Genomic DNA, 26,719 nt, shown 5'->3' with positions numbered 1-26,719 from the left:
CTGGGCGATTTCTTCTGGCGAGCCCTGATCGGCGGCCTGGGGGTAGCACTGGTGGCCGGGCCACTGGGCTGTTTTGTGGTCTGGCGCCGGCTGGCCTATTTCGGCGACACCCTGGCCCACTCCGCCCTGCTGGGCATTGCCCTGAGCTTTCTGATCAGCGTTCCGCTCAACCTGGCGGTGATCATCACCTGCGTGGTGATCGCCCTGGCGCTGGTGCTGTTGTCCCGTACCCGGGCCCTGTCTACCGACACCCTGCTGGGCATCCTGGCGCACTCGGCCCTGGCCATCGGCCTGGTTACCCTCAGCTTTATGCCGGAAGTACGGGTAGACCTCACCGGCCTGCTGTTTGGTGACCTGCTGGCCATGAGCCGCCAGGACCTGCTGTGGATCTACGGCGGCGCGGCGGTGGTGCTGACCCTGCTGGCCGTGCTCTGGCGCGGTTTGCTGATGAGTACCATCCACGAAGAACTGGCGCGGGTGGAAGGTGTTCCGGTGGAGCGCCTGCGGCTGGCACTGATGCTGATGTTCTCGCTGGTGATTGCGGTCGCCATGAAGATAGTCGGTGTGCTGCTGATTACCGCCCTGCTGGTGATCCCGGCGGCAACCGCCCGGCGACTGGCGAAAAACCCCGAGCATATGATGGTGCTGGCCGTGGTGTTTGGCTTCATTGCGGTTGCCGGCGGGTTAAGTATGTCCTGGTACCTGGACTCCCCCGCCGGCCCGTCGGTGGTGGTTACCGCCTTCCTGAGCTTCCTGCTGGTTTACGGAGCGGCCCGCAAGAACAGCCACTGAGCCACTCGCCGGTCAAAGCGGCTGGAGCCGGTCCATCAGGCGGCCGGTTTCCAGCAGTTCAAGGAACTCGTCACCCAGCCGGTCGCTCTCGGCGATGGCCTTGCGCCAGTCCCGTTCACGACCTTCGTCATCGCCCAGGTATTTCTCGAAATCCTTGCGGTCCGGCAGTTTGCGGTTCGGCAGGCTGTCCAGATACTCCCGGGACGGTGACACCAGCAACACATCCTGCAGCCGGGTGGCGTCACCCCGGCGCCAGGGCAGGGTCTTGTCGAACCAGCCGGGCACCACCTTGTCGGTAAAGTGCGGGTAGAGAATCACCCCGGGCTGCTCGTAGGGCAGGTCCAGGTGGTAATCCAGCAGCCCGCCATCCCGATACACCCCCTCCGGCGCACCCGGAATATTGCGGACACCGGACATCACCAGCGGAATAGACGCGGAGGCCAGCAACGCCGGCAGCAGGTTTTCCCGGGTCAGGGGCACTTCGTGGCTGGGAAAATCCACCAGTTTAGACACCGGTGCCCGTACCCGGCCATCGTGCAGAATGCCCCGTTCCATATAACGGCCCAGGTGCCGGCGGCTTACCATATTGGCACTGATGGCACTCATCAGCCCCAGACCTAGCCGGCCCCGGGTGTCGTGCTCCAGAAAACCCCGGCTGCGCACCACCACCACATTCAGGCGGTACCAGGGATGGTTGAGCAGGTAGTCCTCACGACCACCCAGCAACTCCTCCAGGAACAGGATGCTCTTGCGGGTCACTTCCGCCGCACTGACGCCCTTGGCAAAGCGCTGGCTGGTGTAAAGCTCCGCCAGCTTTGCCAGCTGGGCCCGGGGGTCATCGGAGGAGGCCACCGCCGCAAAGCGCCAGCTACCGATCGACGAGCCGATCAGCGCCCGTTCCTGTTCCACCCGGGGCAGCCAGTCGCCAAAGATCGCTTTATCCAGGCCGCTGAGGCCCAGGGCTTTCGGGCCACCGGCAGCACCGGGGATAACGTGTACGTCTTCCGGACCCAGCGGTTTTTGCTGCAACCGGTTCAGTGCCCGCCGTCCAACGCGAATGGTCAACGCCGGCTGTTTGATATGTATTGCCGTCATTCTGTTGTTCCTCTGGAAGTGCGGGGAGTTTAACGAACCCGGGCTGCAGCAGCCAAGAAAACCGGCTTTTTCCTTGGCACGCCGGATCTGCGTGCTAGACTCGATCGAAAACCTTCCAAGGAAGCAGGACTGCAGCAGGAGCAAGCGGTGAATCAATCTGCCCCGCCGGGGACGGCAACCACCAACCCTACCCTGGCGGTACTGGGTTTTCGACGGCAGCTGGTGTACCACCTGCATTTCTGGGCCTTTATTGCCGTTGCCCCGCTGGTGATGGTGCAGTGGCAGCACGGCAATTTGTTGCTGTCTGCCCTGCTGGTATTCTTCTGCGCCAATGCCGCACTGGTCCTGCTGTTTTTGCGGTTTCGCAACACCTACTTTCTGAAAGGCCGGCTGTTCCCCCTGCTGGCTGTCGTCTGCGCGGCCTACTCCACGGCCATCAACGGCCACGCCGGCCTGTACTGGGCCTATCCGGCGGCCATCGCCCTGTTCTTCCTGCTCCCCATCAAGGAAGCTATCGTCTGCAACGTCATTTTTGTCGCAGTTATGGCGGTGGTGTCGTTCCTGCAGTTCCCCGAGGCGGACTTCTGGCGCATTACCTTTTCGCTCGGGCTCAGCTGCCTGTTTGCCATGATCTTTGCCTGGCTGGTGGGGCGTCTGCAGCAGGAACTGACCCGGCTGGCCACCACCGATCCACTCACCGGCTGCCTGAACCGCTCGCAACTGGCCGATGTGCTGAACAGCCAGATCCAGATGCGGGAGCGCTATGAGCGGGTGTCCAGCCTGGTGCTGATCGACCTGGACTATTTCAAGAACATCAACGACCAGTGGGGCCACCTGGCCGGCGACCGGGTACTGAAGGAAATGGCCGGCAGGGTGCGCAAACGGCTGCGCCAGAACGACCAGCTGTTCCGCATCGGCGGCGAAGAATTCATGGTGGTGCTGCCGGAAACCCGACAGAAAGACGCCCATACCCTGGCCCAGCAATTACTGACCAGTATCAGCGCCCGGCCATTTCTGGACGACATCCGGGTAACCGCCAGCGCCAGCATTGCCGAAGTCGAACGGGGTGAAACCTGGTCTGTGTGGCTCAACCGCGCCGACCAGGCGCTGTATGAAGCCAAGGCCCGGGGCCGCAACCAGGTGGTGCTGGCGCCAGCCAGCCGACAGCCCCCGATGCCGCCGGAGCCATGGCAGCGGTCACCGGCACCGTTGCAACCGGTCAGCTCAGGGCCCGCTGCTTCCGGAACGCCCGATACGCCGTAAACACATCCCAGGGCTGCTCGAAGTGGGGGTAATGGCCCACATTTCTCAGGGTGACCACATCTGCATCGGTAATCAGTTCCCGGTAACGCCGAACCATACCGGCACCGGACACCGGATCCGCCGTGCCCGAGATCAGCCGCATCGGCTGGCGGGCATTCTGCAGTGCCCCCACCCAGCGGTTACGGTGGCACCGCCGCTCCTCCATAAAGTGAATCAGCTCATGCAGGATGCCGCGGCCGTTGTTGTAGGTCAGCAGGTGCCAGAATTCGTCCATTTCCTGCTGGCCAGGAGGGTTGCGGGAGCCGAACAGCCGGCAGAAGTTGCGCTCGAACATGCTGCGGGTCAGGCCCCGGCTGATCAGTCCGCCTAAAGGGCTGCCCAATACGCGCTGGATTAACAGGGGATTGTGCACTTCCGGGAAGATGCCGCCGTTCAGCAGGCACAGGCTGTCGACGGTAAAGCCAAGGCCGCCTTCCTGGTCCCGGGCCAACAGTTCCTGGGCCACGGTGGAACCGTAATCATGGGCCAGCAGGTGAATGCCGGGCAGGCCCAGGCCTTCTATCCAGCCCTGAACCAGGTCTGCCTGGTCTTCAATGCTGTAGCGGTAGTTGCGGGGCTTGTCGGAAAACCCGAAACCCAGCATATCCACGGTCAGCAGGTTGTAGTGCCGGGCCAGCATCGGCCACACCCGGCTCCAGTCCCAGCTGGCGGTCGGAAAACCGTGCAGCAACACCAGCGGCTCACCCTGGCCGGCCATGCGGCTGAATATGGCGTGGCCGCCGTAGCTGAACCATTTGCCGGCCTGCTGCCAGCCATCCAGGGTCGATATGTCCTGTTTACCGGCGGCGGAAACGCCAGCCCCGGTCGTAAGCTGTTCCATGGCAGATCCCTGACACATTCCAAGCCTGTCACTTTAGATGAAAGCGCCAGCAACGGCCATAGCCCGGCCGGCAGCGCACTGGTCTGTTCCGGCTGAGGTATCGTAAAGCATGGAGATACGGCCCGAATTCCCTTAAGCTTTGGCCCTTGTTAGGCACAGACTACCGGAAACCATTATGACTCTACCCCTCGATGACCTGGCCGGTCATTATTACTCCATCCTTGACGGCCTGGGCGAGAACCCCGAACGCGAAGGACTGAAAGACACACCCATGCGTGCCGCCAAGGCCATGCAGTTCCTGACCCGGGGCTACCAGCAGGACCTTCAGGACCTGGTGAACAACGCCGTGTTCGAATCTGCCATGGACGAAATGGTGGTGGTGCAGGACATCGAACTGTACAGCATGTGTGAGCACCACATGCTGCCCTTCATCGGCAAGTGCCACATCGCCTACCTGCCCCAGGGCAAGGTGCTGGGCCTGTCCAAGTTCGCCCGCATTGTGGATATGTATGCCCGCCGGCTGCAGATCCAGGAAAACCTGACCCGCCAGATTGCCGAAGCCGTGGAAAGCGTGACCGGTGCCAAGGGCGTGGCGGTGGTGATCGAAGCCCAGCACATGTGCATGATGATGCGCGGTGTCGAGAAGCAGAACTCCCGTATGAAGACCTCAATGATGCTGGGGCAGTTCCGCAAATCCCAGGCAACCCGTACCGAGTTTCTGAACCTGATCAGCAGCAACCACTGACAGCACGAACGACAGGAGAACCCATGGCAAACGTAACCGGCGACCACCTGGCCCGTGTCCGCATCAAAAACCTGCTGCTGCGCGCCTACATCGGCATCAAGGATGAAGAGATCAACAACCAGCAGGATGTGGTGATCAACGTTTGCCTGACCTACGATGCCTCCGAGGCCATCGAACAGAACGAGATCTCCGCCGCACTCAATTACCGCACCATCACCAAGCAGATCATCGGCCACGTGGATGGCAACCGGTTTGCCCTGCTGGAGCGGCTGACCCACGAAGTGTTGGCTATTGTGATGGAACACAAGGCGGTAAACTGGGCCAGTGTCGAGATCGACAAGCCCCATGCGCTACGCTATGCGGAGTCGGTTTCTGTTTGCCTTGAAGCCCGTCGTGAAACCCACAAGGAACTCTGAATGTCCCGTAACAGCCCTGAACAGGTTCGCGAAATTCTCGAGACCGTCCGCACCATTGCCCTGGTGGGCGCCAGCGAGAAAGCCAACCGCCCCTCCCATGAGGTGATGGAAAACCTGCAAGGCCACGGTTACCGGGTGATTCCGGTAAACCCGAGACTAGCCGGCCAGGAAATTCTCGGCGAGACCGTGTATGCCGACCTGGCCTCCTTGCCCGAGCCGGTCGACATGGCAGACCTGTTCCTGGCTCCGGAGCGCACCGATGCGGTGATCGACCAGGCCATCGAACAGAAAATCCCGGTGCTCTGGCTGCAGATTGGCGTGATCAACGAAGACGGTGCTGCCCGAGCGGAAGCCGCAGGGCTTAAAGTGGTCATGGATCGCTGCCCGATGCAGGAAATTCCGAAACTGGGCATTGCCACACCCGCATCCGGCCGCTGATTCCCGCTCGAACCAAGAGGCCTGTCACAGTTTGGGCGAACAACTGTTACCCGTTTGCCCAGCCTGTCATAACCTAGCCTGCAGCGATTGTATCCGCACCCCCTTCGGGGGGTGATCCGTGGTCCCATAATAATCATAAGATTGGCCGAGCCATGTGGTTGAGAAGTATGCCGGGCAATGACACAGCCTTGAAACCGATCGTGCGTGCTCTGATGAGCCCGGCGTTCCCTGTGCTAATTCTGATGGTATTCCTGGCCGTCGGCTTCTGGCTGCGCAGCGGGCTGATCGAGGAAGACAGCCGTCACGTCCGGATTATCTTCGCCAGCCTGTTCCTGCTCGGGCTGCTCACCAGCCTGACCACGGTGCTGGTCCAGGCCATCCTCCGGCGCAACCAGGCCCTGCTGAAAACCCGTAAAGAGCTGGAGCGGGAGATCGACCAGCGCAAAGCCGTGCAGAAAGACCTGGAACGGCTGGAATCCACCGACACCCTCACCGGCCTGGCCAACCGCCGCTTCTTTATGGAAGACCTGGTCCATACCCTCGGCATTGCCGACCGGCAGATGCGCCAGGCAGCGCTGATCCTGCTCGACCTTGACCGCTTCCAGATGCTCAACGATACCCTCGGCCACCAGTTTGGCGACGAACTGCTGATTAGCGTGTCGGAACGGCTGAACCGCCTCAGCGACGAGCTGGTGCTGGTGGCCTATTCCGGCGGTGACGAGTTTATGGTGTGCCAGCAACAGGTCGACGATATCGATGATGTCATTCATCTGCTGGGGCAAATCAGCCAGTGCTTCCAGGAGCCGTTCGAGGTTCAGGGCGAACGCCACAGCATTACCGCCACCATGGGCGTGGCCTTGTATCCCCAGAGCGGCCTGGATGCCGACACCCTGCTGCGCAACGCCGACATTGCCCTGTACCGGGCCAAGGAGCAGGGCCGCAACACCTATCAGTTCTATATGGAAGGCATGCAGGACCGGGAGGTGATGCGGCTGGAACTGGACAAGGATCTGAGCCAGGCCCTGGCCAATAACGAATTCGTTCTGTACTACCAGCCCCAGCTCGATCTGGACTCCAACGAGGTAACCAGCGTCGAGGCACTGATTCGCTGGCAGCACCCGCGCCGGGGCTTGCTGGCACCCTGTGAGTTCATTCCCCTGGCGGAGGAAAGCGGCCGCATTACCGAGATCGGCCGCTGGGTAGTCCTGGCCGCCTGCCGCCAGCTGGCGCGCTGGAAAGGCACGCCCTGCGAGAACCTCCGGATTGCCGTCAACCTGTCCGGTCGGGAGCTGGACGATGAGTCCCTGGTGGCCCATATCCGGGACACCCTGCTGGCCGAGCAGGTGAACCCGGCCATGCTGGAGGTGGAGCTGACCGAGGAGATTTTCATCCAGAATATCGAGCACAACCTCAATCAGCTACGCCAGTTGCACCAGCTGGGTGTGCACCTGGCCATTGATGATTTCGGGGTGGGCTATTCGTCGCTGGGCTACCTGCGGGATTTCCCGGTGGATATGCTGAAGATTGACCGGTCGTTTATCACCGAGGTGACCAGCCGCCACGATGATGCGGTGATTACCCGGGCGGTGATCAACCTGGCGCACAACCTGGGCATCCGGGTGGTGGCCGAAGGTGTGGAGACCCGGGACCAGCTGAATTTCCTGCGCCGGCACCACTGCAATCTGGCCCAGGGTTTCCTGATCAATCATCCGGTGCCGCCGGAGGAGCTGGAGAGTTCCATCATGGTGGAAGCACCATTCGCCCGTGAGCCGGCCATTTCCCGATTGTAATTGCCTGCCGCTGGCTGCAAACTTCCGGTAAATTCTTTTCGGGTGGTTGTTATGTCTGCCAGGTATCTGACTCCGGAGCAGGATGCGAAGCTTCGCCGCTGGGAGCGGTGGAATCGCAATTATTTTGTCTTCGCGTTTGTGGCGTTGATTGTGGTGTTGGTGTTCAGCAGTCAGCTGGGGATTTCTTCCGGCGATGACTGGGGTTCACTGGGGGTGTTGCTGGCGTTGCTGGTGGCGCCGATTGTTGTGCTTCAGCTTCGGCTTCGGTGTCCGGCCTGTGGCGAGAAGATCGGCTGGCAGGCGAAGCTGATGGCGCCTGATCAGTGCAAGTCTTGTGGTGTGTTTCTTCGCTCTAAAAATTCCTCTTCCTGATTTCCTTTTCTGAAACCTTTGACCTGTGAGTTGGTCACAGGTTTTAGTCTATCCTTCAACGTAGTGAGTTTGCCGCGCTGGCACGGGGGTAGCCCCGCACCAGCACTCCGCTGACTTGATTCGTGGATTCAAAACCCTGCTTCCTGAACGCTGGACGTTGCTTATGAAAGTCAAAGAAATCGCCACCGCCGCCGGGGTTAACCCGGATACCGTCCGGTTCTACACCCGGGAAGGTCTGCTGCGTCCGGTGCGGAATCCGGATAACAACTATCAGCTTTATGATGCCGAGGATCTGCGGCGGTTGCGGTTTGCCCGGAAGGCGCGGCAACTGGGTTTTTCGTTGCCGGAGGTCCGACAGATTCTGGAGCAGGCGGATGATCATCATTCGCCCTGCCCCATGGTGCGGGATGTGTTCACGCAACGGCTGGCGGAGGTTGAGCGGGAGATTGCGGAGTTGCAGTTGTTGCGCAAGCGGATGGTGTCGGCGTTGTCGGCCTGGCAGGAGATGCCGGATGGGACGCCGGACGGGCATACGATTTGTCGGTTGATCGAGCATTGGGATGATCCTTCTGCCGGGTCTTGCTGTGGGAGTAGTGAGTGATGGGTGAAGCACCGGTTCTGAGAACAGCACTGTCGATTTCCGGGGCGTCTTGTCAGGGGTGTGCGAAGAAGATTCGCAATGCCCTGGAGCCGTTGGCCGGTAGTACCGAGCTGGTTGAGGTGAATCTCGAGGCACAGACGGTGGCCCTGCCTGAGGGCGTGGATGTGGCCGAGGCGGCGCGGATTGTGACGGAGACGGGTTATCCGGCAGAGGCCATTGCCGAGCCGGGGGCGGAGTTCGGCAGCTGTTGTGCGTCGAAGAAAACCACGTCCTGCTGTAGCAGCAAGGCGCAGGAAGAAACCCACAAGCCGGATGAGCCGGCAGCAGAGGCTGCGAGCGCAACTGAGGTGCCGGCCGATAGCGATGCGGTGGTGTTGGCGGTGACCGGGGCGACTTGTGCCTCCTGTGTGAACTCTATCGAGAAAGCCCTGATGTCGGTGCCCGGGGTAACCCACGCCCATATGAACCTGGCGGATAACACCGCCACCGCCAGCGGAGATGCCGACCCGCAGGCACTGGTTAATGCGGTGGAGAGCGCCGGTTACGGCGCGCGGGTGATTGAAGACCCGGATGCGGCAGACGATCGCAAGCAGGAAGAGGACAAGAAGCAGTACAAGGTGCTGCTGGTGAAGATGGCCATCAGTCTGGGGCTGGGCCTTGGGCTGATGATCTGGGGCATGGGCTTCGGGTCGATGATGGTGACCGAGGCCAATCAGCTTACCTGGATCAATCTGGGTATTCTCACCCTGGGGGTGATGGTTGCCACTGGCGGGCATTTCTATACCGGGGCCTGGAAGGCGTTCAAACACCATAACGCCAATATGGACACGCTGATTGCCCTGGGTACCGGTACCGCCTGGCTGTATTCGATGGTGGTGGCCAGTGTGCCGGAGGCGCTGCCGGAGATGGCGCGGCATGTGTATTTTGAGGCCTCGGCGATGATTATCGGCCTGATCAACCTGGGCCAGGCGCTGGAGCTGCGGGCCAAGGGCAAGACCTCGGAGGCGGTGCGCCGGCTGCTGGATTTGCGGGCAAAGACGGCCCGGGTGATCCGCGATGGCCAGGAGCAGGACATTCCGGTGGAAGACGTGCAGAAAGGCGATCGCATCCGGGTACGCCCGGGCGAGAAGCTGCCGGTGGACGGGGTGATTGCCGAGGGCTCCACCCGTATCGATGAAAGCATGCTGACCGGCGAGCCCATGCCGGTGAGCAAGGGCGAAGGCGATGAAGTCTCTGCCGGCACCCTGAATACCCACGGCTCAATCATTTACGAAGCCACCCGAGTGGGCAGCGAGACCGCGCTGGCGCAGATCATCAAGCTGGTGAAGAAGGCCCAGGGCTCCAAGCCTGCCATCGGGCGGCTGGCGGACAAGATTTCTTCCGTGTTCGTGCCCTCGGTGATGCTGATTGCCGTAGTGTCGGCGCTGGTCTGGTACAACGTCGGGCCGGAGCCGGCGGTAGTGCACATGATGGTGGCCGCCACCACAGTACTGATCATTGCCTGCCCCTGTGCGTTAGGCCTGGCCACGCCCATGTCGGTGATGGTCGGTGTCGGCAAGGCAGCAGAGTACGGTGCCCTGATTCGCCAGGGCGATGCCCTGCAGACCGCCGGCAAGATTGACCTGGTGATTCTGGACAAGACCGGCACCATCACCGAAGGCCATCCGGCGGTCACCCGGGTGCATGCCGTCGATGGCGATGAAAACCGGTTGCTGGCGCTGGCCGCCGGGCTGGAGCAGCATTCCGAGCACCCTTTAGCGGAGGCGATTCTGGCGCGTGCCAAAGAAGATGAGGTCTCCGTGGAAGCCGTCAACGGCTTTGAAGCGTTGAACGGTAAAGGTGTTCAAGGTGAATTTAACGGCGAAACAGTGCGTCTGGGTAACCGGCGCTGGCTGGAAGCCGAAGGGCTGTCTGTAGACGCCCTGAATGAAGCCGCCCAAGCCATTACCCGGGAAGCCGGCACACCGCTGTTCCTCGCATCAGGGCAACAAGTGCTGGGTGTTATCGGCGTGGCCGATGCCATCAAACCGGATTCCGAAGCCGCTATCCGGCGACTACACGACGCCGGCATCAAGGTGATGATGGTCACCGGTGATGTCGACGCCACCGCCAAAGCCATTGCGGCCAAGGCTGGCATCGATGACTACCGGGCCGAGGTGCTGCCCGAGGACAAGGCCGAGGTGGTGAGCGAAATGCGGGGCAAAGGCTACACCGTGGCCATGGTCGGCGATGGCATCAACGATGCCCCGGCACTGGCGGCGGCCGATGTCGGCTTTGCCATCGGCACCGGTACCGATGTGGCCATTGAAAGCGCATCGATCACCCTGATGCGCGGCTCCCTGCACGGGGTACCGGACGCTATCGAGATCTCCCGGGCGACGGTGAAGAACATTCACCAGAACCTGTTCGGCGCCTTCATCTATAACTCCTTGGGTATTCCGGTGGCTGCGGGCCTGCTCTACCCTGTCTGGGGCATCCTGATGAGTCCGATCCTGGCCGGCGCCGCCATGTCACTGTCGTCGGTCACCGTGGTGACCAACGCCAACCGGCTGCGGTTGTTCAAGACCAGCCACAAACCGGCACACTCGTCTGAAAAAAGGGAGCAGAACTGATGGCAGCGTTTCTGGTCAATGCCACAGGAGTCGCCCTGATGGCCGCCATTGTCTGGTGGTTCTGGCTGCCCGGCTCTGGCAGAAAATCTGGCAATAACGAAGAACACCAACACTGAGGTAACCGCCATGAAAAAACACACCCTGGCCCTTGGCCTGATTGTTGCAATGGGTTTTTCCACAACCGCCCTGGCTGGCGGTGCCGCCCAGAGCATCCATGTATACAAATCGCCCACCTGTGGCTGCTGCGGCGACTGGATCGACCATCTGGAAGAGAACGGCTTCGAGGTAACCGCCACCAACAGTAACGACATGGGCAAGATCAAGGCCGAAGCCGGGCTGATTCCGGGCCTGGGCAGTTGCCACACCGCCTTTGTGGACGGCTATGTGATTGAAGGCCATGTACCGGCAGACGATATCAAGCGCCTGCTTGCCGAGGCACCCAAAGCTACCGGCCTGAGCGTGCCCGGCATGCCGGCAGGCTCTCCGGGTATGGAAATGGGCGACCGGAAAGATCACTACAAGGTGATTCTGTTCAATGAACAGGGCCAGACCCGGATCTTTAATCAACACAACTGATGGTTCGCCCTTCGGGGCTGTGTCGGGCGCAGGTTGCACACCTGCGCCCGAAATCTGCCTATTTTTTCTACACGACAGCCCCGCACTGTTCTATGATGGAACATGGATTCAGAACAATACTGGCAAGGAAACATTTTGAGCCTCAAAACCCGCATTCTCGGGCTGGCTGCGCTGTTGATCGTCGCGGCAGGTACCGCTTCCTGGCTGGCCTACCGGGCGTTATCGGAAGACATTATTGAGCGCTGGGGCCAGCAGGTGGCCGAGATCCAGGTGCGCTACGACAGCGCCCGGCTGCTGCAGTCCCTGGAACGGGAAATCGGGCTGGCCCGGCAGATGGCCAGTTCCTCGGCCCTGATTCAGTGGGCCCGGTCACCGGAAGACCCGAAACTGAAAGCCCAGGCCATCCGTCAGATGGAGAGCTTCCGCAGCAACTTCCGCGATAACAGCTACTTTGTGGCGCTGCGTGGTAACGGCCATTACTACTACAACAACGCTGACAACGACTACGCCGGCAACCAGTATCGTTATACCCTGAATCCGGACAAGCCCGACGACACCTGGTTTTTCCAGCTGATCGAGGAAGGCCGGGATTTTCACCTGAACGTCAATCCCGACACCGAGCTGGGCGTTACCAAGCTCTGGATCGATGCACTCATGCGTGACGAAGACAACAACATCGTCGGCATGGTCGGCACCGGCCTGAACCTGGACGACTTTCTGCAAGACATAGTCGATATCGGCCAGGAAGGCATCACCACCCTGTTCGTGGACTACAACGGTGCCATCCAGCTCTACCGGGATCGCAACTACATCGACTTTGCCACCATCATCAAACCGGAAGGCCAGAAGAACACCGTAGACCTGCTGTTCGACGCCCCCCAGGACAAACAGCAAATTCTCGGCATGCTGCAGCTTCTTAAACAGCGCAATGGCGAATACGGCGCGGTAGAAAGCGGATTCGTTACGGTGGACGGTCGCAAACACCTCGCCGGCGTAGCCTTTTTGCCCGCCATCGGCTGGTTCGAGATTACCCTGCTCGACCTGGATGCGCTGATTCCCCGAAGCTATCTCTGGCCGCTGATATCGGTGTTCCTGGTCAGCCTTCTGGTGACACTGGTGCTGTTCCACCTGATCATCCAGTCCCGTATCCTGCGGCCGGTGGTCAGCCTTGAGGAAGCCGTGCACCGGTTAGGGGACGGCCGCTTTGACCTGCCCTACCTGCCCAAGCCAGACAACGAGATTGGCCGCCTGGTAGACCATTTCGAGAAGATGTCCCATTCCCTGCGGGATACCACCCGCGATCTTGAGCAGAAGGTGGCGCAACGCACCGAGGAACTGCAGCGCCTGGCCCGGGTTGATGCCCTGACCGGCCTGAAAAACCGCCGGGGGCTCGACGAAGCCATGAATGAGGAGATTCAACGCGCTGAGAGGGAGCAAAAAGGCTTCGGCTTGCTATGGCTGGACATTGATCACTTCAAGGCCATCAACGACAGCCAGGGCCACCAGGCCGGTGACCAGATCCTGTGTCGGGTTGCACTCTGGCTGAAAGCAGCTGTTCGGCCTTATGACCACCCCGGGCGCTGGGGCGGTGACGAGTTCGTGGTACTGTTGTCACCGTGCGATGCCACCACACTGGAGCAGATTGCCTGCCGTATTCGCGCCGGTGTCGAGCGGGAAAGCAAGCGTAGCGGAACACCGGTTACCATCAGCGTGGGCGGCTATTACTGCCAGCCTGGTGAAGATTTCGATACCCTGCTGCGCACTGCCGACCGAGCCCTGTACGAAGCCAAGAAAAAAGGCCGGAACCGGGTCTGCATCCTCTCGCCGACGGGCGAAGCCTTTCATCCGGCCTGACAGATCTGACTCCCTCTGGCAGAACCGTTATACTCCGCTGCATCACACATTTTTAGCCAGGTTATTTCTCCATGCTCAATGCCGACGCTCTCAATCAGTTGCGCCAGCTGAAAACCGATATCAAGCAGAACAAGGTGGTCTTCCCGGGTACCGTCAAGCCCACCAATGGGCGCTTCGGCTTTGTGGCCCTGGATGAAGGACGGGACGTGTTCCTGCCGCCCGAGGAAATGCAGAAGGTGCTGCCCGGCGACCGTGTAAACGTTACCGAACAGGAAGTGGAAAAGGGCAAAACCCAGGGCGTGGTGGACGAGCTTCTGGAATCGCACCTGACCACCTTCGTGGGCCGTTACCTGATCAAGGGCAAGGGCCACTTTGTGGCGCCGGAAACCCCGGGCATCAACCGCTGGATCTTCATTCCGCCGAAAGAACGCATGAACGCCCAGCCGGACGACTTCATCTACTGCCAGATTCATCGCCACCCGTTCAAGGACGGCAAGGGCCAGGCCAAGGTACTGCGGGTTATCGGCAAGGCCGGTGAACCGGGCATCGAACGGGCCTTCACCCTGGCCAACTTCGACCTGGCCGACGCCTGGCCGGACGAAGTGCAGAAGCAGGCCGATGCCCTGGGCGAAGAGTCTGTTTCCGCCCATACCGATGGCCGCGAAGACCGCACCGCACAGCCCTATGTAACCATCGACAGCCCGGGCACCCAGGACATGGACGATGCCCTGATGGCCACACCCAACGCCACCGGCTGGACTCTGTCCATTGCCATTGCCGACCCGACGGCGATGATTGAACCGGGCAGCCCGGCCGAGGAAGAAGCCTTCAACCGGGCCACGGCAATCTACTTCCCGGGCGAGCCGCTGCCCATGCTGCCAGACACCATCAGCACCCGCCTGTGCTCACTGATGCCGGATGTACCCCGGCTGGCGCTGGTGTGCGACCTGCAGGTGAACAACGATGGCAGCCTGGGTGACTACAGCTTTCACCAGGCCACGATCTGCTCCAAGGGTAAGCTCAGCTACGAGCTGGTCTCGCACCTGATTGAAGGCCGGGAAGACGACGATATCAAGGCTCTGCCAGACGCCGTGGCCAACAGCCTGGACCAGCTGCACCAGGCCGCCACCGCCCTGCGTAAATGGCGCGCCGAACACGCACTGCTGAGCAACGACCGGCCGGAATTCCGCCTGCGGCTGGACGAGAACAAGCGCATCCGGCTGATCGAGCCTGCGGTCCAGAACGAAGCACACCGGCTGGTGGAAGAGTGCATGGTGGCGGCCAACCGCTGCGCCGCTGACTTCCTGAACCAGCAGGGGCAAGGGCTGTTTATCCAGCACCCGGGCCTGCGGGACGATCGGGCCGACAACATCCGCAAGCTGCTGGAAGGCTACGCGCCGCACCTGGCTGAGCACGATGCCAGCACCGCCGAGGGCTTCAAGGCCCTGATGAAACACACCGAGCAACTGGAAGCGGAAGTACCGGTTAAATCCATTCTGTCCCGCCAGCTGGCCCGGGCGGAGCTGGGTTTTGAAGCCGCGCCCCACCAGGGTATGGGGCTGGCCGCCTACACCACCTTTACCTCGCCGCTGCGCAAGTTCTCGGACTTCTACGTGCACCGGCTGATCAAGTCTGCGCTTTGGGATTGCCCCATCAAGGCCCTGAACAGCCAGCAGCTGGAAGCCCTGCAGAGCACCCAGTTCCGGGCCCGCCAGGCTGCCAACACCCTGGAAACCTGGCTGAAAGCAGACTACGCCAAGACCCTGCCGGAAGACCCCATGGACGGCACCATCAGTCGCACCATGCCCTCCGGCTTCTTTGTACGACTGGATTGCAACGGCCTGGAAGGCTTTGTCAGCTGCAAGGACCTGGACGGAAAGTTCAGCTTTGACCCGGTCACCCTGCGCCTGGTGCACAACAAGAACGGCCGCATCTTCCAGCTGGAACAGCGGGTAACCGTGAGCTTTACCGGGGTGGACGACGAGCGCCGGCAGATCAACTTCAAGCTGCTGAGCGCCGAAGAAATCCCCACCGGTACAGACAAAGAGGGCGGCTGACGCCGCCCTCGTACTTACTTCTCCAGCATTCTGGACAGACGCTCATCCTTGGCGCGCCAAAGTTCGCCCAGCCAGTCTTTCACGTTCCGGCGATGCTCGGCATCGCTGGAGTAGTCCCGCCCTTTCAGGTGCTCGGGAATGCTCCGGGTACTGATATTCAGCTGGATCTCCGGCACCCGGCCACACAGGAAGTCCCAGAAGGTGGGCGCTCCGGCCGGATAGGCGATGGTGACATCCACCAGCGTGTCGATGGAATCGCCCATGGCATCCAGCACAAACGCCGCTCCGCCCGCCTTCGGCACCAGCAGGTGCTGGTAGGGTGATTTCTGTTTATCGTGCTTGGCCTGGGTAAAGCGCGTGCCTTCAACAAAGTTCATCACGCTGACCGGGGTATAGCGGAATTTCTCGCAGGCCTTGCGGGTGGCAATCAGGTCGTCACCGCGTTTTTCCGGATGCTTGATCAGGTATTCCCGGCTGTAGCGCTTCATGAACGGGAAATCCAGGCCCCACCAGGCCAGGCCGATCACCGGCACCCAGATCAGCTGCTGCTTGAGAAAGAACTTCAGAAACGGCGCCCGGCGGTTGAATACCCGCTGCATGGCCAGGATATCCACCCAGCTCTGGTGGTTACTCAGCACCAGATACCAGCTTTCGCGCTTGAGGTTTTCCGCCCCGGTCACCTGCCAGCGGGTACCCTGGGTCAGTTTCATCCAGCCGGTATTGCAGGCCACCCAGGATTCCGACACCCAGATAATGGCCTTGGTGCACAGCACCCGGAAGCCCTTGTGGGGCACGATCAGCTTCAGGATGGCGGGAATGTACAGCAGCAGGCACCAGAACAGGGTGTTGATGCCCAGCAGTATGGAATTGAGAATGCCGATCAGGGGCGCAGGCAGAAAGCTCAGCATGGTAATCCTGTTATAGGTTATTGGTTCCGAAGGCCTGCATCATAGCAATCGCCGGGGCACTTGGGCAGTGGCCCGAAGTGACCATTGTGCCGGTCATCTGTGACGGATTTGCCATGGTGCCGGCACCACTGCCGCCCTATCCTTACCCCATTCCCTGAACAGCAGTCGATGATGGAAGGCCCATGCCCAGTGTTCTGAAAACGGTCCGCAATACCGCCTCCGGTCTCACCCGGCAGGGTGCACTCTACGCCGGCAATGCCTTTGACCGGGTATTCCGCGCCGCCAGCCTGGTACAGGCCGGGCAAACCCCGTTCGAAACCCTGCACAGTGACGGCCTGGTGAGCCTGCGTTATTACCCGCCGCTGCAGGAGGACTTCATCGAGCTGGACGGCATGGTGATTCCGGTAGAACGGAAAACCCACCGCACCCCGATTGTGATCATCCCGCCCCTGGCGGTGAACATGCTGATCTACGATTTGTTCCCCCAGCGCAGCCTGGTGCGGTTCCTGCGGGCCAAGGGCTTCGAGGTGTACCTGATTGACTGGGGCATCCCCAAACGGGAGCACACCCACTACAACATGCACACCTATGTGGCGGAGTTGCTGCCGGCCTACCTGAACCGGGTGCGCGAGCACAGTGGCGAGCAGGAGTTGTCGCTGCATGGCTGGAGCATGGGCGGCATGTTTACCCTGTTCTATTCCGCTTTAAGCAAAGACCAACATATCCGCAACGCCATCGTGCTGGGCCTGCCCATCGACAGCCATGCTTCGGGCGCCATTGGCTGGATGTACCAGCGCATTGCCGATGTGGCGGAGGTGGTGCGCAAGCGTACCGGGTTCAAGCTGCATGACCTGAAACCCCACTGGTTCTACACCCCTGGCTGGGCCAATACCATCGGCTTCAAGCTGACCAATCCGGTAGGCAGTGTGATGGGTTACTGGGAGCTGCTGGTGCGCCTGGGTGACCGGGAGTTTGTGACTAACCATGCCACGACGTCGGCTTTCCTGGACCGGATGGTGGCCTACCCGGGCGGGGTGATTCAGGACACGGTGGTGCGGGTGTGGATTGATAACCAGCTGGCGAAGGGGCAAATTCAGATTGGTGAGGATTTTGCGCGGCTGGAGAATGTGAATGCCAACTTACTGGCGATTGCCGGCCAGGAGGATACGTTGGCGACGCCGGGGGCGGCAAAGCGGGTGATGGACCATGTCAGCTCTGCGGACAAGACGTTCCGGGTGGCACCGGGTGGGCATATGGGGATCCTGGCGGGGAGCAAGGCGCCGCGGGCTTCGTGGTTGGAGCTTGCGGAGTGGCTTTCGGTTCGGTCTGACTAAATTGGGTTATGGAGATTGCCGGCATATGGCAGGGTTAGGCCTTCCAAAAAAAGCTCCTTGCGGCACTTCCCTGTGGCGCTTCTGCTCCGCCATCCATGGCTCCGCACATTTTTGGAAGGCCTAACCCTGCCACATGCCTCCGCTGACTGCTTTCGGGCCCTTTTGCTCTTCGTGCTACCTGCGTTTTTGATCTTACCGCCATGACTTAGGGGCTTTCCTGCCCTAAACTTCCATCCATGAAATCCATTGATATATTGAACCTGGACTTGCGGTCGCTGGTGACCTTTCTGGCTGTGCTGGACGAGGGGAGTGTCTCTCGGGCAGCGGTTCGGCTTGGGGTCAGTCAGTCGGCGGTGAGTCATACCCTGGACCGGCTTCGGCAGGCGTTCGGGGATCCGTTGTTTGTGAAGTCCGGGCGGGGGATTGTGCCTACGGACTATGCCTTGCGCACCGGGCCTCATATCCGGCAGTTGCTGGACGATGTACGCACGCTGCCTTCCGGGCCGCCGTTTGATCCGGCGACGGCGGAGTTTACGTTTACCGTTGCCGCCAACGACTATCAGCGGGATTTGTTGCTGCCGGGGTTGGCCGGGATTCTGCGGGAGCAGGCGCCGGGGATTCATTTGCAGGTGATTCCCTCCGGCATTCCCAATGCCGATCTGCTGCGCAAGGAGGCCTGTGACCTGGTGATCAGTCCGTTCGCGCCGGAGGCCACAGACATCATGCAGCGGGGCCTGATGGCAGACCGGATGGTGGTGTTCTATGACCAGAACGAACGGCAAGCGCCGGCGGATCTGAAGGAGTACATGGCCGCGGACCACATCACCGTGCTGTTCGCCACCGGCGAAAAACCAGGGCTCGACAGCACCATGGAAGCCCGCGGCATGAACCGGCACAGCGCGGTGACGGTGTCCAACTTCTCCGGGTTGCCAGCGTTCCTCAAAGGCACCACTCTCCTGGCCTCGGCCCCCGAACGCATGAGCAATGGCCTGATGCGGGACTTCGAGTACGTGCCGCTGCCGTTCCAGTACAACCCGTTTACCCTGCTCATGCTCTGGCACCGCCGCCACCAGACCGACCCCGCTCACCGCTGGGTTCGTAACCAGCTGAACTCCGTCGCAGCCACCATGAATGGGCTGAACAATTAATCAATCAATTTCATTCATGTATTGCATGAAAGCTCGGGCTGTTATTTTTGGGGGCTTATCGTCCTAGACTTCCACTTCGCAATAGGTCGGCAGGTGTGGGGACGTCCTTCCGAAACACGCTCCTTCGGCACGTCCATGTGACGCTTGAGCTCCGCCATCCATGGCTCCGCACAGTTTCGGAAGGACGTCCCCACACCTGCCTCGCAAACATCATCATGGGCCCCACATAAACCATGCTCGCACTGACAAGTATCTGGACAACCATTCTGCTGGCGGCTGCCGTGGCTCTGGGCCCTATGGCTACGGACATGTACCTGCCTGCACTTCCCCAGATTGGCAGTGACTTTGGTGCTGGAACCGATCAGGTACAGCTGACCCTCAGCCTGTATGTTGTCGGGTTTGCTATAGCCCAACTGATTTGCGGCCCCTTGGCTGACCGCTTCGGCCGTAAGCCGGTCATGATTGGCGGCATGGTATTGTTCGCCGTGGCCAGCATAGGCTGCGCGCTGGCCAGCAATATAGAGTCCCTGCAGATGTTCCGCTTTTTGCAGGCCTTGGGCGGCTCTGCCGGCCCGGTGCTGGGAAGAGCCATCGTTCGTGACGTCTATCAACCGAGAGACGCCGCCAAAATCCTGGCTATGCTGGGCGGCATGATGGCGCTGGCACCGGCAATCGCACCAACGTTTGGCGGGCTGATTGTCGCCCATATGGACTGGCACTGGATCTTTACGGTCATGGCCGGCTATGCCCTGATCATGATCGCCATCATCGCCATCGGCATCCCGGAACCACTAAGCCAGAACAACCGTCAGCCTTTTCGCCTGGGCAGCCTGTTGCGTAACTACCGCAAAGTCAGCGCCGACCTGACATTCGTAGGTTATACCCTCACCAGCGCTGCAATTTACGGCGGTATCTTCGCGTTCCTGTCCGGCTCAGCGTTCGTTCTGATTGATGTTCTGGGCGTGGCCCCGGAACATTTCGGCCTGTACACTGCAGTGACTGCCGGCGGCTACCTGCTGGGCAACATGACGTCCATCCGGCTAACCAATCAGCTCCACCCGGACCAGGTCCTGCTCTACGGCCTGGTAACCACCGTAGCGGCGGGAATGGCCATGGCCTTACTGGCCTGGAACCAGATTTACAGCCCCTGGGCGGTCATCCTGCCCCAGACCCTGTTCATGGTTGGCACCGGCATGGTATTGCCCCAAACCATGGCCGGCGCCCTGGCCAACCACCCCACCATGGCCGGCTCCGCCTCTGCGCTTCTTGGCTTCATCCAGATGAGTGCCGCCGCCACCGCAGGTGCGCTCGTCGGCCATCTACACGATGGCACGCCACTGGTCATGGCAAGCATCATCGCCACCTGTGGCGCCCTGGGCTTAATCGGCTATCTGCTGATGGTGCAGCGTTACCCGGCACAAGACTTCGAAACCCAGGCTGCTGCAAAGTAGTACTGGACGCGTTCCGGTAATGACAGGGGCTTGGTTGGGGGACGGCGTTTCGAAAATTTGCGGAGCCGTGGGTGGAGCGCGATAGCGCTTCACGGGCTGGCCAGGGATGGCCTGCCCAGGACTCTCAGTGCGACGCAGGAGCAATTAGCACTGAGAGGCGGAGCAGAAGCGCCCACGGATGGCTTGAGCGTTTTTCGAAACGCCGTCCCCCAACCAAGCCCTCTCCCCTTTCTCTAAACCCCTACAAACCGCATGGATGAAAACTCATCCAAACTAGGCTACATAGAGTAAGTACAAATTCCCGAAACCAATCAGCAAGGAGCAAACCATGGCGAACAACGTAACCCTGGACGGCAACCCCATCGAAATCGACGGCAAATTCCCCCAGCCCGGTGACAACGCAGCCCCCTTCACACTCACCAGCAGCGGCCTGGAAGAAGTGAAACTCGATAACTGGGCCGGCAAACGCAAAATCCTGAACATCATCCCCAGCATCGACACCGGCGTCTGCGCCGCCAGCACCCGCAAATTCAACGAAAAAGCCGGCGGCCTCGACAACACCGTCGTCCTCGTCGTCTCCGCCGACCTACCCTTCGCCGCCTCCCGCTTCTGCGGCGCCGAAGGCCTGGACAACGTGGAAACCCTCTCCACCTTCCGCAACTACGCCTTCCAGCAAGACTACGGCGTAGCCATCCAGAACGGCCCCCTCGCCGGCCTGTGCGCCCGTGCGGTCGTGGTACTGGACGAGAACAACAAAGTTATCCACAGCGAACTGGTCAGCGAGATCAAGAACGAGCCGGATTATGATGCGGCGCTGAAAGTACTTTGATACCCCCAGCCCCGACCGAACCGCCTCTCGCTCTGGAGTGATGGCGGTTTCCCCCCAGTGCTGGGACGAAGGGGAGGGGATGGCTTTCCAAAACTGTGCGGAGCCATGGATGGCGGAGCTCAAGCGTCACATGGATGTGCCGAAGGAGCGTGTTTTGGAAAGCCATCCCCTCCCCTTTGCATGCACCAAAAGCCAGACCTGTTAGAATCCCGCCACACTCAGAACCAAGGCACCCAACTCGACGTGCACAAAAACCTGCAAAACGCCTCCCTGGGCCGCCAGCTCTACCACATGACCTGGCCCATGCTGTTCGGCGTCCTCTCCCTGATGACCTTCCAGCTCACCGACAGCTTCTTCGTCGGCCAACTGGGCCGGGACCCACTGGCAGCCCTGGGCTTCACCGTGCCCATGCAACAACTGGTCAGCGGCATGTACGTGGGCCTGGGCATCGCCACTACCGCCATCATCTCCCGCACCCTGGGCCAGGGCGAAGACCTGCGCGCCCAGCGCCTCGGCGGCCTGGTGATCGCCATTGGCGCCGGCCTCGCCCTGACGCTTTGCCTGTCGGTCTGGCTACTGCAAAGCGTAATCCTGGACCTGCTCGGAGCCGAACAGGCCCTGCGCCCGGTGATTCGCGAATACTGGGCACCCTGGCTGCTGTCGGCCTGGACCGGCGCCATGGTGTACTTCAGCTACGCCGTATGCCGGGCCAACGGCGACACCCGCCTGCCCGGCTATATGATGATCATCACCAGCCTGCTCAACATTGCGCTGGACCCGCTGTACATCTTTGTCTTTGGCTGGGGTCTGCCCGGTGCCGCCTGGGCTACCATCACCGCCTTCAGTATCGGCGCCCTGATTGTGTTTCCCACCTTGCTCAAACGGGCCTGGCTGCGCTTTGACCTGCTCCAGCTGCAACTGGCCCAAGCTGTCCGCCAGCTGGGTGGCATCATGGCCCCGGCGATGGTCAGCCAGCTGATGCCGCCCATCTCGGCCATGCTGGCTACCGCCCTGGTGGCCAGCTTTGGTTCCGCCGCCGTGGCGGCCTGGGGCCTGGGTACCCGGCTGGAGTTTTTCTCCATTGTGGTGGTGCTGGCGCTGACCATGTCCATGCCGCCGATGATTGGCCGTATGCTCGGGGCCGGTGAGCTGGAGAAGATCCGCAAACTGGTGCGTATTGCCGTGCGCTTTATCCTCGGCTGGCAGCTGTTTATCGGGCTGGTGTGGCTGGGCGCCTCGGGCGTGGTATCTACCCTGTTCAGCCCGGATGCCGATGTACAGGACACTCTGCTGAGTTACCTGCTGCGGGTGCCGCTGAGTTACAGCGGGCTGGGGGTGTGCATTCTGATGGTATCGGTGAACAACGCCCTGGGCATGCCCATGCGGGCGCTGCTGATTTCCACCTTGAGGCTGTTTGCCTGCTACCTGCCGCTGCTTTGGATTGGCGGGCAGGTATCCGGGCTGACCGGCCTGATGACCGGCGCGCTGATTGGCAACCTGCTGGCCGGTGCCATGGCCTATAGCCTGTACCGGCAAGGTATGAACCGGCTGCGCCGGCCCGCATGATGCAGCTCAGGCGAAGCGGGCGCGGAAGCTCTCGGGCATGGGGGTGACTTCGCGGGTTTTGTAGTTGAAGAACACAAAGCCGTATTTGGCCAGGGCAACGGGCTGGCCGCTGTCGGCCTTGGTCACCCGGAATACGAAGTCGCCGCCGTATTTGTTGAAGTCCATCAGGCCCACTTCAAAGCGCAGCATGTCCGGGTAGAAGGATTCGCCCTGGTACATGGTGGCCAGGTCGGTGACGATGATGCCTGAGCCATCCTCGCCGCCTTCTTCAACGCCGTATTCCACCAGGAACTGTGCGCGGGCTTCGGAGAGCATGGAGATCAGGGCGTCGTTACCCAGGTGGTTGGCGCCGTTGATGTCGGTGATTCTGACCGGCATCCTTGTTTCGAAGCAGAAGGTGTCATCCGGGAATTCGAGTTTGATTCTGGCCACGGCGGGGTTCCTTGGTTTGCGCTTTGGTGTTGGGGCTGCATCATACTCCTACCTTTGTCCCTTCTCATCCTGTGGGTTGTTCGGGTATCTTGCTAAACACCATGCGCATTAACTCCGGGTATTTGTGGCGCTTGGGGAAGGGCTTTCCAAAAACCGCTCCTTACGGCACATCCCTGTGGCGCTTCTGCTCCGCCATCCATGGCTCCGCAAATTTTTGGAAAGCCCTTCCCCAATCCCCACTCTAACCCTGTGCGCGCACCAATAATCTAATAAGACATTGAGAGACATATGGATATTCGCCCTGCGGCCACCCTGGTTCTGACCCGAGATACTGACAACGGCATTGAAGTCCTGCTCCTGCAACGCACCTGGGAGGCAGTGTTTCTGCCGGGATATTTTGTGTTCCCCGGCGGGGCGGTTAACCAACAGGAGCCGGAGGCGCGGGCGCATTCGATCGGGATTGAAGATGCCGCTATCAGTCAGACCATGAGCCTGGATGAAGGTGGCGCGGATTACATGTTGGCGGCGGTTCGGGAGTGTTTTGAGGAGGCGGGGATTCTGCTGGCTCAGGAGGGTTCCGGGAAGCTGGTGGATTCCGGTCATGCGGTGCATGGTGAGCGGTTTGCGTTGTTCCGGGAGGAGGTTTCGCTGGCGCAGTTGTGTGAGAAACATCAGCTGACGTTGCCGCTGGACCGGCTGGCGTATCTAAGCCACTGGGTAACGCCGCCGGGGCCGCCGCGGCGGTTTGATACGCGGTTTTTTGTGGCGGTGGCGCCGGAGGGTCAGGTTGCCAGTCATGATGGCACCGAGACCATTGACCATGTGTGGATTTCGCCGGCGCAGGCGTTGGAGGAGCATCGGGGCGGGCAGCGGTTGTTGGGGTTGCCGACGATTCGCACGTTGCGGGTGTTGTGTGATTTCAGCACCACCGCCGAGCTGATGCGCTATGCCCACGCCAATCCGCCGGAGGCATTTCCGACCGACCCGTGGCCGGCACTTCGCAAGGGCCAGCCGGTGCTGCTGGAGCCCAATGCGCCGGCCTACGACGAGGCGGTGAAGCTGGACCCGGAAGGCGAAGGATCCACCCGGGCGGAGATTGTTCCGGGTGAGCCGGTAGAGGTGGCGGCCGGGGTGATACGGCTGACGGCGCCGAATCCGGGCATGATGACCGGGCCGGGTACCAACACCTACATTCTGGGCCATGAGCGGTTTACGGTGATTGATCCGGGGCCGGCGAACGAGGCTCACATCGAGCGGATTCTGGAGCTGACTGGCGGGGTGGTGGATCAGGTGCTGACCACCCATACCCATATGGACCATTCGCCGGCGGCCCGGGTTTTGAAGGAACGCACCGGCTGCCGGGTGTTCGGCTGGCCGGCGCCGGATGCGCCCAGCCACGACAAGGCCTTCAGCCCGGATGATGAACCGGGGCACGAAGACCTGGTTGTTACCGAGGCCGGGGTTCTGAAGGTTCTGCACACGCCCGGCCACGCTTCGAACCATCTTTGTTTTCTGTTGCTGGAGCAGGAGTTGCTGTTCGCCGGCGACCACATCATGCAAGGCTCAACGGTGGTGATCAATCCGCCGGACGGCGATATGAAGGCGTATGTGGAGTCTTTGTACGAACTGCTGGAAGAACCGGTACGGTTTATTGCGCCCGCCCACGGCTTTCTGATGGGCCAGCCGGAGGCGGTGATTGATTATCTGATCACCCACCGGTTGTCACGGGAACACAAGATTTTCCGGGCACTGGAAGCCCTGGCACCGGTTTCCCTTAAAGATCTCACCGCCAAGGCCTATGACGATGTACCCGCGGCCATTCATGGCCTGGCGGCCCGTTCGGCCCTGGCGCACCTGCTGAAACTGGAGGCCGAGCACAGGGCGTTCCAGAAGGATGAGCTCTGGCACACCGTGCACCCGGCCTGACCAGCCGGGTTACTTCTTGGCGATCACCCAGACGGCGTGAACAATACCCGGGATATAACCGAGCAGGGTGAGCACAATGTTAATCCAGAAGTGCTTGCCGATACCTACCTGTAAAAAAACACCTAACGGCGGTAACAGAATCGCAATCAGAATTCGCAAAAGGTCCATACAGTTATCTCCCTGGTCAGCGTATAACGGTTCATATCATTGCAAGATAGCACTGTTATACACAACAGGCCGGCCAATATCCGGCCCTGAATCATGAAAGTGGCATTAAAGCTTCGTCACAGCGGTATTCATGACACCCCGCGGGCCCTATGCTTGGGCCGATTGGTCAAGGTACTTGAGGACTTATGCTGTTTCCCAAACGCGACTACCCCGCAAACTGCACCCTGCTCACCTGTTTTTTGCTGGCGCTGGTGCCAGTAGGCGCTGGTGCTGATACCGGCAGCTCTCAGACCGGTACGGCGCTGCCGGCCCCACTGATCGCGCAGCTCGCGGAAGATGAAAATGTCGAAGATGTGGTTCAGTCCGAGCCGCGCAAGATTGCCCCCAACGTCGACTTGAAGAAAGTGGCGCCCATGCCGGAACCGGAGCCAGAATCGGAATCGGAACTGGCAGGGCCCGAACCAGTACCCTCGGAAACCTTCACCCTGCTGGGCAAGGAAGTCTTGCCCGGAACCTCTACCCGCCTGGCATGGTCCCCTAATATCCAGATTGCCGGGCTGTCCCAGACCACGCCGGTTCTGGTGGTAAACGGTGCTCACACCGGCCCCACCCTGTGCCTGACCGGCGCGATTCACGGTGACGAACTGAACGGTATCGAAATTGTGCGCCGGGCCATGTACGACCTGGACCCGGCCAAGCTGAGCGGCCGCGTGGTGGGGGTTCCCATCGTCAACCTGAGCGGTTTCCAGCAGGGCAGCCGTTACCTGCCAGACCGGCGAGACCTCAACCGGTACTTCCCCGGCCGCCCCGACGGCACCCTGGCAGACCGGATTGCCCATTCCCTGTTCACCGATGTGATCGGCCACTGCGACATGCTGGTGGATATCCACACCGGTTCCCTCAAGCGCACCAACCTGCCCCAGCTGCGGGCCGATATGAACAACCCGGAAGTGGCCGAGTTCACCCGGGGCTTTGATCGCATGGCGGTGGTGCACAGCAGCGGTTCACCGGGCATGCTGCGCACGGCTGCGGTCAACGCGGGCATTCGCGCGGTAACCCTGGAAGCGGGGGAATCGCTCCGCATCCAGGAACACCAGATTGAAGCCGGCGTAAACAGCCTCAACAGCCTGATGGAAAAGCACGGCATGATTTCCCGGATGTTTGTCTGGGGCGATCCGCAGCCGGTTTACTACGACTCCACCTGGATTCGCGCCCAGCATGGCGGCATTCTGTTCAGCGATGTGGATCTGGGTGACCGGATTTCCGAGGGTGAAATCCTCGGCTACGTGGCCGACCCGATCACCAACGAACAATACCCCATCCGCTCGAATTCCAACGGCCGGGTAATCGGTATGGCGGTAGACCAGGTGGTGATGGCCGGCTTTGCCGCCTACCACATTGGTACGGAGGCAGAAGTACCGGGAGAGTAGTATGCTAGGCGTTTGATGCACTGACCCCCAAGGACA

The 26,719-nt window shown here is 60.8% G+C and carries 23 protein-coding genes and 1 pseudogene; 19 read left to right on the top strand and 5 right to left on the bottom strand.

Features of this window, described 5'->3' with window-relative positions:
- Nucleotides 1-792: an iron chelate uptake ABC transporter family permease subunit gene (locus tag LWH94_RS08060; protein WP_442914977.1), complete on the top strand. Its 792-nt coding sequence runs from the start codon at nt 1-3 to the stop codon at nt 790-792.
- A gap of 12 nt (nt 793-804) precedes the next feature.
- Here the strand turns inward: LWH94_RS08060 and LWH94_RS08055 are convergent, their stop codons facing one another.
- Complete coding sequence (locus tag LWH94_RS08055; RefSeq protein WP_058342099.1) at nt 805-1,887, bottom strand: patatin-like phospholipase family protein; 1,083 nt, start codon at nt 1,885-1,887, stop codon at nt 805-807.
- Between the two features lie 147 nt (nt 1,888-2,034).
- Here LWH94_RS08055 and LWH94_RS08050 point away from each other — a divergent pair, with 147 nt between their 5' ends.
- On the top strand, nt 2,035-3,150 hold the full coding sequence (locus LWH94_RS08050) for a GGDEF domain-containing protein (protein ID WP_232901825.1): 1,116 nt from the start codon (nt 2,035-2,037) through the stop codon (nt 3,148-3,150).
- Here LWH94_RS08050 and LWH94_RS08045 read toward each other — a convergent pair.
- A complete protein-coding gene (locus LWH94_RS08045; protein WP_232901824.1) occupies nt 3,107-4,030 on the bottom strand; it encodes an alpha/beta fold hydrolase in 924 nt (307 codons plus the stop codon). The two genes, LWH94_RS08050 and LWH94_RS08045, sit on opposite strands and share 44 nt — an antisense overlap.
- A gap of 175 nt (nt 4,031-4,205) precedes the next feature.
- Here LWH94_RS08045 and folE point away from each other — a divergent pair, with 175 nt between their 5' ends.
- The 10 genes and pseudogenes from folE (at nt 4,206) to LWH94_RS07995 (ending at nt 15,491) form a co-directional block, all read left to right on the top strand.
- A complete protein-coding gene (folE, locus tag LWH94_RS08040) occupies nt 4,206-4,775 on the top strand; it encodes a GTP cyclohydrolase I FolE (RefSeq protein ID WP_022990349.1) in 570 nt (189 codons plus the stop codon).
- Nucleotides 4,776-4,798: 23 nt separating this feature from the next.
- A complete protein-coding gene (folX, locus tag LWH94_RS08035; RefSeq protein ID WP_022990348.1) occupies nt 4,799-5,191 on the top strand; it encodes a dihydroneopterin triphosphate 2'-epimerase in 393 nt (130 codons plus the stop codon).
- Nucleotides 5,192-5,629: a CoA-binding protein gene (locus tag LWH94_RS08030; RefSeq protein WP_232901823.1), complete on the top strand. Its 438-nt coding sequence runs from the start codon at nt 5,192-5,194 to the stop codon at nt 5,627-5,629. It begins immediately after the preceding gene.
- Nucleotides 5,630-5,952: 323 nt separating this feature from the next.
- A pseudogene (locus LWH94_RS08025) lies at nt 5,953-7,419 on the top strand (putative bifunctional diguanylate cyclase/phosphodiesterase); the annotation flags it as partial.
- Nucleotides 7,420-7,470: 51 nt separating this feature from the next.
- Complete coding sequence (locus LWH94_RS08020) at nt 7,471-7,791, top strand: hypothetical protein (protein ID WP_094624988.1); 321 nt, start codon at nt 7,471-7,473, stop codon at nt 7,789-7,791.
- Between the two features lie 163 nt (nt 7,792-7,954).
- On the top strand, nt 7,955-8,392 hold the full coding sequence (locus LWH94_RS08015) for a MerR family transcriptional regulator (RefSeq protein WP_232901822.1): 438 nt from the start codon (nt 7,955-7,957) through the stop codon (nt 8,390-8,392).
- Nucleotides 8,392-11,004: a heavy metal translocating P-type ATPase gene (locus tag LWH94_RS08010; protein WP_232901821.1), complete on the top strand. Its 2,613-nt coding sequence runs from the start codon at nt 8,392-8,394 to the stop codon at nt 11,002-11,004. The genes LWH94_RS08015 and LWH94_RS08010 overlap by 1 nt, the downstream gene beginning before the upstream one ends.
- A 126-nt stretch (nt 11,005-11,130) precedes the next feature.
- A complete protein-coding gene (locus tag LWH94_RS08005; protein WP_232901820.1) occupies nt 11,131-11,580 on the top strand; it encodes a DUF411 domain-containing protein in 450 nt (149 codons plus the stop codon).
- 135 nt (nt 11,581-11,715) lie between these two features.
- Nucleotides 11,716-13,434 (top strand): sensor domain-containing diguanylate cyclase, encoded by a 1,719-nt coding sequence (locus LWH94_RS08000; protein ID WP_199456137.1) that lies wholly within the window; start codon nt 11,716-11,718, stop codon nt 13,432-13,434.
- Nucleotides 13,435-13,505: 71 nt separating this feature from the next.
- Nucleotides 13,506-15,491, top strand: a complete 1,986-nt coding sequence (locus LWH94_RS07995; RefSeq protein ID WP_232901819.1) for a ribonuclease R family protein — start codon at nt 13,506-13,508, stop codon at nt 15,489-15,491.
- 14 nt (nt 15,492-15,505) lie between these two features.
- Here the strand turns inward: LWH94_RS07995 and LWH94_RS07990 are convergent, their stop codons facing one another.
- Complete coding sequence (locus tag LWH94_RS07990) at nt 15,506-16,399, bottom strand: acyltransferase (RefSeq protein WP_232901818.1); 894 nt, start codon at nt 16,397-16,399, stop codon at nt 15,506-15,508.
- Between the two features lie 182 nt (nt 16,400-16,581).
- On the opposite strand from LWH94_RS07990, the gene LWH94_RS07985 reads away from it, so the two are divergent.
- From LWH94_RS07985 to LWH94_RS07965, 5 genes are all read left to right on the top strand, one after another.
- Nucleotides 16,582-17,733 carry an alpha/beta fold hydrolase gene (locus LWH94_RS07985; RefSeq protein WP_232901817.1) on the top strand — a complete coding sequence of 384 codons (1,152 nt, stop codon included), beginning with the start codon at nt 16,582-16,584 and terminating at the stop codon, nt 17,731-17,733.
- Between the two features lie 236 nt (nt 17,734-17,969).
- Entirely contained in the window at nt 17,970-18,881 is a 912-nt protein-coding gene (locus LWH94_RS07980) for a LysR family transcriptional regulator (protein WP_232901816.1), read from the top strand.
- A gap of 233 nt (nt 18,882-19,114) precedes the next feature.
- On the top strand, nt 19,115-20,332 hold the full coding sequence (locus LWH94_RS07975) for a multidrug effflux MFS transporter (protein ID WP_232901815.1): 1,218 nt from the start codon (nt 19,115-19,117) through the stop codon (nt 20,330-20,332).
- Nucleotides 20,333-20,660: 328 nt separating this feature from the next.
- Nucleotides 20,661-21,161, top strand: coding sequence for a thiol peroxidase (gene tpx / locus LWH94_RS07970; RefSeq protein WP_232901814.1), 501 nt, complete (start codon nt 20,661-20,663; stop codon nt 21,159-21,161).
- A 243-nt stretch (nt 21,162-21,404) separates the two neighbouring features.
- Nucleotides 21,405-22,727 (top strand): MATE family efflux transporter, encoded by a 1,323-nt coding sequence (locus LWH94_RS07965; RefSeq protein ID WP_232901813.1) that lies wholly within the window; start codon nt 21,405-21,407, stop codon nt 22,725-22,727.
- A gap of 6 nt (nt 22,728-22,733) precedes the next feature.
- Here LWH94_RS07965 and LWH94_RS07960 read toward each other — a convergent pair whose 3' ends face one another.
- The gene (locus LWH94_RS07960) at nt 22,734-23,159 is read right to left on the bottom strand and encodes a thioesterase family protein (protein ID WP_232901812.1); all 426 of its coding nucleotides are present in this window, start codon (nt 23,157-23,159) and stop codon (nt 22,734-22,736) included.
- A 288-nt stretch (nt 23,160-23,447) separates the two neighbouring features.
- Here LWH94_RS07960 and LWH94_RS07955 point away from each other — a divergent pair, with 288 nt between their 5' ends.
- Nucleotides 23,448-25,085, top strand: coding sequence for an MBL fold metallo-hydrolase (locus LWH94_RS07955; protein WP_232901811.1), 1,638 nt, complete (start codon nt 23,448-23,450; stop codon nt 25,083-25,085).
- Between the two features lie 9 nt (nt 25,086-25,094).
- On the opposite strand, the gene LWH94_RS07950 is transcribed toward LWH94_RS07955, so the two are convergent.
- Nucleotides 25,095-25,253, bottom strand: coding sequence for a YqaE/Pmp3 family membrane protein (locus LWH94_RS07950; RefSeq protein ID WP_022989318.1), 159 nt, complete (start codon nt 25,251-25,253; stop codon nt 25,095-25,097).
- 185 nt (nt 25,254-25,438) lie between these two features.
- On the opposite strand from LWH94_RS07950, the gene LWH94_RS07945 reads away from it, so the two are divergent.
- Nucleotides 25,439-26,683, top strand: coding sequence for a succinylglutamate desuccinylase/aspartoacylase family protein (locus LWH94_RS07945; protein ID WP_232901810.1), 1,245 nt, complete (start codon nt 25,439-25,441; stop codon nt 26,681-26,683).
- Nucleotides 26,684-26,719: the final 36 nt, after the last annotated feature.

Origin of the sequence: Marinobacter sp. G11 (genome assembly GCF_021282325.1) — a bacterium.
Classification (GTDB): Bacteria; Pseudomonadota; Gammaproteobacteria; order Pseudomonadales; family Oleiphilaceae; genus Marinobacter; species Marinobacter vinifirmus.
The sequence above is the reverse complement of the archived record's forward strand: the minus strand, read 5'-3'. Positions and strand labels throughout refer to the sequence as shown.

What these genes read in the sequence shown, in the direction of transcription:
- LWH94_RS08055 (WP_058342099.1), bottom strand. Translation starts at nt 1,887, where the DNA reads ATGACGGCAATACATATCAAACAGCCGGCGTTGACCATTCGCGTTGGA.
- LWH94_RS08045 (WP_232901824.1), bottom strand. Translation starts at nt 4,030, where the DNA reads ATGGAACAGCTTACGACCGGGGCTGGCGTTTCCGCCGCCGGTAAACAG.
- folE (WP_022990349.1), top strand. Translation starts at nt 4,206, where the DNA reads ATGACTCTACCCCTCGATGACCTGGCCGGTCATTATTACTCCATCCTT.
- folX (WP_022990348.1), top strand. Translation starts at nt 4,799, where the DNA reads ATGGCAAACGTAACCGGCGACCACCTGGCCCGTGTCCGCATCAAAAAC.
- LWH94_RS08030 (WP_232901823.1), top strand. Translation starts at nt 5,192, where the DNA reads ATGTCCCGTAACAGCCCTGAACAGGTTCGCGAAATTCTCGAGACCGTC.
- LWH94_RS08020 (WP_094624988.1), top strand. Translation starts at nt 7,471, where the DNA reads ATGTCTGCCAGGTATCTGACTCCGGAGCAGGATGCGAAGCTTCGCCGC.
- LWH94_RS08015 (WP_232901822.1), top strand. Translation starts at nt 7,955, where the DNA reads ATGAAAGTCAAAGAAATCGCCACCGCCGCCGGGGTTAACCCGGATACC.
- LWH94_RS08010 (WP_232901821.1), top strand. Translation starts at nt 8,392, where the DNA reads ATGGGTGAAGCACCGGTTCTGAGAACAGCACTGTCGATTTCCGGGGCG.
- LWH94_RS08005 (WP_232901820.1), top strand. Translation starts at nt 11,131, where the DNA reads ATGAAAAAACACACCCTGGCCCTTGGCCTGATTGTTGCAATGGGTTTT.
- LWH94_RS07995 (WP_232901819.1), top strand. Translation starts at nt 13,506, where the DNA reads ATGCTCAATGCCGACGCTCTCAATCAGTTGCGCCAGCTGAAAACCGAT.
- LWH94_RS07990 (WP_232901818.1), bottom strand. Translation starts at nt 16,399, where the DNA reads ATGCTGAGCTTTCTGCCTGCGCCCCTGATCGGCATTCTCAATTCCATA.
- LWH94_RS07985 (WP_232901817.1), top strand. Translation starts at nt 16,582, where the DNA reads ATGCCCAGTGTTCTGAAAACGGTCCGCAATACCGCCTCCGGTCTCACC.
- LWH94_RS07980 (WP_232901816.1), top strand. Translation starts at nt 17,970, where the DNA reads ATGAAATCCATTGATATATTGAACCTGGACTTGCGGTCGCTGGTGACC.
- LWH94_RS07975 (WP_232901815.1), top strand. Translation starts at nt 19,115, where the DNA reads ATGCTCGCACTGACAAGTATCTGGACAACCATTCTGCTGGCGGCTGCC.
- tpx (WP_232901814.1), top strand. Translation starts at nt 20,661, where the DNA reads ATGGCGAACAACGTAACCCTGGACGGCAACCCCATCGAAATCGACGGC.
- LWH94_RS07955 (WP_232901811.1), top strand. Translation starts at nt 23,448, where the DNA reads ATGGATATTCGCCCTGCGGCCACCCTGGTTCTGACCCGAGATACTGAC.
- LWH94_RS07950 (WP_022989318.1), bottom strand. Translation starts at nt 25,253, where the DNA reads ATGGACCTTTTGCGAATTCTGATTGCGATTCTGTTACCGCCGTTAGGT.
- LWH94_RS07945 (WP_232901810.1), top strand. Translation starts at nt 25,439, where the DNA reads ATGCTGTTTCCCAAACGCGACTACCCCGCAAACTGCACCCTGCTCACC.